6 protein-coding genes and 2 pseudogenes are annotated in these 6,106 nt (G+C 42.3%); 6 read left to right on the top strand and 2 right to left on the bottom strand.

Going from position 1 to position 6,106, the window contains the following annotated elements; genetic code table 11:
• Positions 1-96: 96 nt before the first annotated feature.
• Positions 97-279, bottom strand: coding sequence for a hypothetical protein (locus K1X82_07840; protein ID MBX7182006.1), 183 nt, complete (start codon positions 277-279; stop codon positions 97-99).
• A 188-nt stretch (positions 280-467) separates the two neighbouring features.
• The gene (locus K1X82_07835) at positions 468-632 is read right to left on the bottom strand and encodes an AAA family ATPase (protein MBX7182005.1); all 165 of its coding nucleotides are present in this window, start codon (positions 630-632) and stop codon (positions 468-470) included.
• A 449-nt stretch (positions 633-1,081) separates the two neighbouring features.
• Here K1X82_07835 and aspS point away from each other — a divergent pair, with 449 nt between their 5' ends.
• From aspS to K1X82_07805, 6 genes and pseudogenes are all read left to right on the top strand, one after another.
• Positions 1,082-2,821, top strand: a complete 1,740-nt coding sequence (gene aspS / locus K1X82_07830; GenBank protein MBX7182004.1) for an aspartate--tRNA ligase — start codon at positions 1,082-1,084, stop codon at positions 2,819-2,821.
• 13 nt (positions 2,822-2,834) lie between these two features.
• Positions 2,835-4,352, top strand: coding sequence for an aminotransferase class V-fold PLP-dependent enzyme (locus K1X82_07825; protein ID MBX7182003.1), 1,518 nt, complete (start codon positions 2,835-2,837; stop codon positions 4,350-4,352).
• Positions 4,353-4,471: 119 nt separating this feature from the next.
• Positions 4,472-4,726, top strand: a pseudogene (locus K1X82_07820) (type II toxin-antitoxin system Phd/YefM family antitoxin).
• A pseudogene (locus K1X82_07815) lies at positions 4,723-4,981 on the top strand (Txe/YoeB family addiction module toxin). The pseudogenes K1X82_07820 and K1X82_07815 overlap by 4 nt, the downstream one beginning before the upstream one ends.
• A 28-nt stretch (positions 4,982-5,009) precedes the next feature.
• Positions 5,010-5,582 carry a Crp/Fnr family transcriptional regulator gene (locus K1X82_07810; GenBank protein ID MBX7182002.1) on the top strand — a complete coding sequence of 191 codons (573 nt, stop codon included), beginning with the start codon at positions 5,010-5,012 and terminating at the stop codon, positions 5,580-5,582.
• A gap of 68 nt (positions 5,583-5,650) precedes the next feature.
• A complete protein-coding gene (locus K1X82_07805; GenBank protein MBX7182001.1) occupies positions 5,651-6,085 on the top strand; it encodes an SRPBCC domain-containing protein in 435 nt (144 codons plus the stop codon).
• Positions 6,086-6,106 lie beyond the last annotated feature (21 nt).

The following is a 6,106-nucleotide window of genomic DNA, read 5'->3' as shown; positions in this document are numbered from 1 at the left end:
AAAAATTAGAATCCCCATAGTATTTTAAAACTAGACACGCTTCTGTCAACACAGGCTTAAGCCGAAATTCCGCTGCGCTTCACTTCGGTTAAGCCCTTATATGTTAGCGGTAGTGAGGTCTAAAACCCCGATGGTTCTTGAAACTGCCTGAGCAACGGAAAAGCCTGGTAGCGCAAGCATTCCCAATATAAGAACCAGCACTATGTGCAATCCCATTTTTTTGAGCAAGGGCAGCTTAAATGGAGTCAACGCAATAGGCAAAGCAGTTTTGGTATTCACTGGTTAGATGAAAGATTTTCAAGAGTTTGGGGCGAATTAAACTAAAAATACCTTTATGTGGTTACTTTTCAACAAAAAAAGTGGGTTTTCAACAATTTCAGATACTGTATTGAGCAATTAACCCAGATTACGAATTAGAAATGCATAAACGAGTTAAGAATTTGTAAATAGGAAAACAAATTCGGTGCTTATTGGATTTCATCAATTATTACTCCATTTAAGTAAGTATTTAAAAAGCCCCTTGGATCACTTTTGGCAAATTCAAGCAAGGAAATATCCTCCAGGTAAACATAGACATATTCATTTCCAAGCATTCGGCAAAGGGTTGTTTTACCTGATTGCTTTAGGCCCATTACAGCCACAATAGGATACTTCTCTAATGCCTCCTATACTTTAGCGGATATTTCTCGTCCTATAGTCATTTTCTTGCTAATTAAGAATCCAATTCCTAATTGGCGGAATCTTTATTGGAATGCTAATCTAGGTTTCCGCACATTGCCTATTAGAAGCACCCCGGGCAACGATTGCAACGGAAAGCCCACAGACCGGGCGCAGCGCTAGCGGAGAACGGGCGAGGACTTGAAGTGGAAAGCGTGGCCCTGCCGCCGGCATAGAACCATTCATTCTGCACTTCACTCAATAGCGGCAGGGAGCCCGCCAAAACAATCGGAAGAAAACCCAGGCAAAACATCCTCTCCTTCTTTTTGAATTTTGTAAAATCAAGACCCTTAAATTTTCTTATAAAATTCAATTTCCCTTCTTCGAACGGCTTTTCTTGTTGCTTGAAATGTATCTTTGTCCCATGCTTAGAACTCATACATGCGGCGAGCTTAGGCTTGCAAACGTAGGACAAGATGTTACTTTATGCGGCTGGATTCAAAAAAGCCGCGACCTGGGAGGAATGACTTTTATCGATGTGCGCGACCGCTATGGCATTACCCAATTGGTTTTTAACATGGAAACCAATGCCCAATTGTGCGAACAGGTGCGCCAATATGGCCGTGAATTTGTGTTGCAAGTGAGCGGAAAAGTGGCCGAACGCACCAATAAAAATCCGAAAATGCCCACCGGTGATGTGGAAATTATTGCATCGGAAGTTAGCCTGCTCAATGGAGCTAAAACTCCTCCGTTTACTATAGATGATGACACCGACGGAGGCGACGACCTTCGCATGAAATACCGCTACCTCGATATTCGCCGCAACCCCGTAAAAAACTCCCTGTTGCTGCGCCATCGCATGGCATTGGAAACCCGGAACTACCTGGCATCCAAAGACTTTATTGAGGTTGAAACCCCGGTTTTGATCAAATCTACACCCGAAGGTGCACGCGATTTTGTAGTACCTAGCCGCATGAATAAAGGTGAATTTTATGCCCTGCCCCAAAGTCCGCAAACTTTTAAACAACTGCTGATGGTGGCCGGTATGGACCGCTATTACCAAATTGTGAAATGCTTCCGTGACGAAGATTTGCGTGCCGACCGCCAACCTGAATTTACACAAATCGACTGCGAAATGTCGTTTATTACCCAGGAAGACATTCTGCAAACCTTCGAAGGATTAGTTCGCTACCTCTTCAAAACAGTGAAAGGCGTTGATATTCCTGAATTACCACGTATTTCCTATGCTCAAGCCATGGAAAACTACGGCAACGACAAACCCGATACCCGTTTTGACATGAAATTTCAATATCCTCAATTTCCGAAGGTGGGATTTGGTGTGATTGAAAATGCTGAAACTGTGGTGGCTATTGTAGCCAACGGCTGCAGCGAATACACCCGCAAACAAATCGACGAATTGACCGAGTGGGTAAAACGTCCACAAATAGGTGCAGGTGGTCTGATTTACGTAAAATTCAACTTGGATGGAACAGTGAAATCGTCGGTAGATAAATTTTATACTGAGGCCCAACTGCGCGAATTGTTCGAAGCCCATGGCGCTGCAACAGGCGATTTGGTTTTGGTGCTTACCGGAAACCGTTCGAAAACCCTCAAAGCCATGAGCGAATTGCGCTTGGAAATGGGAACACGCCTTGGCCTGAGAAACAAGGATGAATTTAAGGCTTTGTGGGTGCTGGATTTCCCACTGTTTGAATACAACGAAGAGGATGGCAGATTGTATGCCATGCACCATCCGTTTACCTCGCCTCTGCCCGAAGATGAACATTTATTGGATGTGAACCCTATTGCTGTAAGAGCTAATGCCTATGACATGGTCATTAATGGAGTAGAAGTAGGAGGTGGATCTATTCGTATTTACAACAAAAAACTGCAAGCTAAAATGTTTGGATTGCTCGGATTTACTCCAGAGGATGCCCAGGCCCAGTTTGGCTTTTTAATGAATGCCTTTGAGTTTGGGGCACCGCCGCATGGTGGTATAGCCTTCGGATTCGACCGTTTGTGTTCTTTGTTTGGAGGAGCCGATAGCATTCGTGACTTTATCGCCTTCCCAAAAAACAATGCCGGACGAGATGTAATGATTGACTCCCCCTCCCCTATTCACTTAGACCAACTGAATGAATTGGGAATTGCCGTGAAACCATAAACAACAACAACATATGTCTGCTACCATTGAAAAAATCACCGAAAAACTGGGTTGGCTTCCACCCGGAATGAGCCGTTGGATCGAAAGACGGATGAAAAGTATTCCATCTGTTCGAAAAATGGTCGAAAAAGAACAAGAAGGCATCACTGCCACCTTGGAAGCTTCACTAAAGCCATACCATAACAAATTCGAGCGTCACAAAGAATTGCCTAAACAAGGAATAGAGCGCGAGAAAATTTTGGCAACTATTCAGGAAATGCACGATTTAGAAAGCGACCGCTGGAAAGATGGGTACGTTTCTGGAGGAATTTACCATGGCGATCAGGAACATATCGATTTCTTGAACAAGGTATATGCCTTACACAGCCAAAGCAATCCATTGCACAGCGATTTATTTCCCAGTGCGACCAAAATGGAAGCCGAAATTATTTCGATGGTTGGCTACATGGTTGGTAAAGGAAAAACTACCGATGGAAAGGATGTGGTAGGAACAGTAACTTCAGGCGGAACCGAAAGTATTTTGGTAGCTATGAAAACATACCGCGACCGTGCATTAGAAGAAAAAGGCATAGAATTTCCGGAAATGATTGCCCCAACCACGGCTCACGTTGCCTTTGATAAGGCTGCACAATATTTCGGAATAAAAATGGTGAAGGTAGGTATCGACGAAAACTACCGGGTAAAAGTAGATGAGGTTAAAAAAGCCATCAACCGCAATACAATTGTAATTATTGGCTCAGCTCCCGGATTTCCACACGGTGCAATTGATCCGATTAAAGAACTTTCAGACTTAGCCTTGCAAAACGATATAGGTTTCCATACCGATTGTTGCTTAGGTGGTTTTGTAATTCCGTTTGCTGAAAAAGCAGGTTACAATGTTCCGGTGGTGGATTTTCGTAATCCAGGTGTAACCAGCATGAGTGTAGATACCCATAAATACGGATATGCGGCCAAAGGAACCTCTGTGGTACTTTACCGTGGCGAAAGTTTAAGACATTACCAATATTTCACAGCCACGGAATGGCCCGGCGGTTTGTACTTTTCACCAACCCTGGCCGGTAGCAGACCCGGTGCTTTAAGTGCAGCTTGTTGGGCTTCTATGTTAAGCATGGGTGAACAAGGATATATTGATGCTACCAAACAAATAGTAGAAGCCGCTAATACCATTAAGTCCGGCATAAAATCTATCCCGGAATTGAAAGTATTGGGTGACCCCTTGTTTGTAGTTGCTTTTGCTTCGGATAGTTTGAATATTTACGAAGTGATGGACCAAATGACTCAACGTCATTGGAGCTTGAACGGACTTCATAAACCATCTTGTGTGCATATTGCTGTGACCTTGCGCCATGCCCAACCGGGTGTTGCAGAACGCTTTGTAAAAGATTTGCAGGACAGTGTGGACTATGTGAAAAAGAACCCGGGAAATAAAGACGGCAGCGCACCTGTTTACGGAATGGCGGCTAGCTTACCGTTTAGAGGCATGGTGAGTGACATTCTGAAGAAATATTTGGATGTGGTGTATAAGCCTTAGGGGGCTATGAGATGGGAGATATGAGATAATGCGAAAAAGCCGGGTTGGAGGACCTGGCTTTTTTTGGAATGGGTTTAAGTAGAATTACGTACCTATATTTGTACACAATTAGACTTAAAATGTTAACGACAAGTATTTCTGGCTTTCGAAAAGATTTAAAAGCCTATTTGGACCAGGTGGCAGATGATTTTGAAACCCTCATTATCAATAGAGGCAACGTCACAGGGGTGGTGGTTATGTCATTGCAGGAATACAACGCTTAAATGGCAACCAACCATGAATTGAGATCGAAGGCCAATGAAAAGAGGCTTGATGAAGCCCTGGAGAAATTCAATAAAAAGAAATCGGTTCAAAAGGATTTAATTGACGAATGAAGATCTGCTTCGTAGATACTTCATGGGAGGATTATCTATATTGGCAATCCATGGATAAAAAAATGCTTCAACGAATCAACGGTTTAATAAAAGGTATTTTAACGTACACCCTTTCAAGGAATAAGTAAGCCTGAACCTTTGAAATACAAATACATGGGACTTTGGTCGAGAAGGATAAATGATGAACATCGATTAATTTATAAATTAGTAGAAGATGAATTGCAAATTTTGAAATGTAGGTTTCATTATGACTAATTTAGCAAAAGCTTAAGCATATATCCATTTGACTTCACTCGAACAAAATATCAGCACCTATTTCGGACAGGTAACGAGGGAGGAATTGGGGATCATTTCCTCGTATTTTAAACCAGCAAAAATCAAGCGGGGTGATTACTATTTACAAACCGGTGATCCCTGCTTGAAAATGAGTTTTATCCAACAAGGATTGATGCGAATTTATGTTCAAACTGAAGAAAAGGAGGTAACCCAATGGATTAGTTCACCGGGATATTTCATCACCGATCTCAGCAGTTTTATGTTTAATGCTCCGGCTCGTTGGACCATCCAAGCCTTAACCGATTGTGAACTATTTACAATTACTAAAACAGATTACCTCAACCTTGGTCAGCAGTTGCATCAATGGCATGCCTTGGAAAAATTGTTCTTGGGCAAATGTTTTACCATCATGGAAGACCGTATTTTTAGTCACCTTTCCATGACTGCCGAAGAACGATATGCCTTCTTTTTTGAACACAATAAGGAGCTGTTTAACCAAGTGCCCTTGCAATATATCGCATCCTTACTAGGTATGACACCTGAAACTTTTAGTCGGGTTAGAAAAAAGCTTAGGCATTGATTTCTTGATTTATGTCAAGCACCGTGAATTGGGCTTGGCGGACATTTGCTTCATCAAACAAATAAACGATGAAACATACCCTTATAACCCAAATTCATATTTCAGCACCAACAGCCAAGGTTTGGCAAGTTCTTACGGCTTTTGAACAGTATCCACACTGGAATCCTTTTCTGGTTTCTTTAACAGGGAAGGTCGAGCCTGGAAAACGAATTCATGTAAAAATTCAACCACCCGATGGAAAGCCAATGACCTTTAAGCCCAAGGTATTGGCTTTTGAAAAGGAGAAAGAATTTAAATGGTTGGGGAATTTATTGTTTCCGGGAATTTTTGACGGTGAGCATTATTTTCAATTAATCGAAAATGCTGACGGAAGTACCACCTTAATCCATGGAGAAAACTTCCAAGGCTTGTTGGTAGGATTTTTGAAATCAATGCTGGAAGGAAACACCCGCCAAGGATTCCAATCCATGAACAGGGCTTTGAAGTTTCAATGTGAACAATAATACCAACCTAATTTCAAACCA

Source organism: Bacteroidia bacterium (assembly GCA_019695265.1).
In the GTDB taxonomy this organism is placed as follows: Bacteria; Bacteroidota; Bacteroidia; order JAIBAJ01; family JAIBAJ01; genus JAIBAJ01.
The sequence above is the reverse complement of the archived record's forward strand: the minus strand, read 5'-3'. Positions and strand labels throughout refer to the sequence as shown.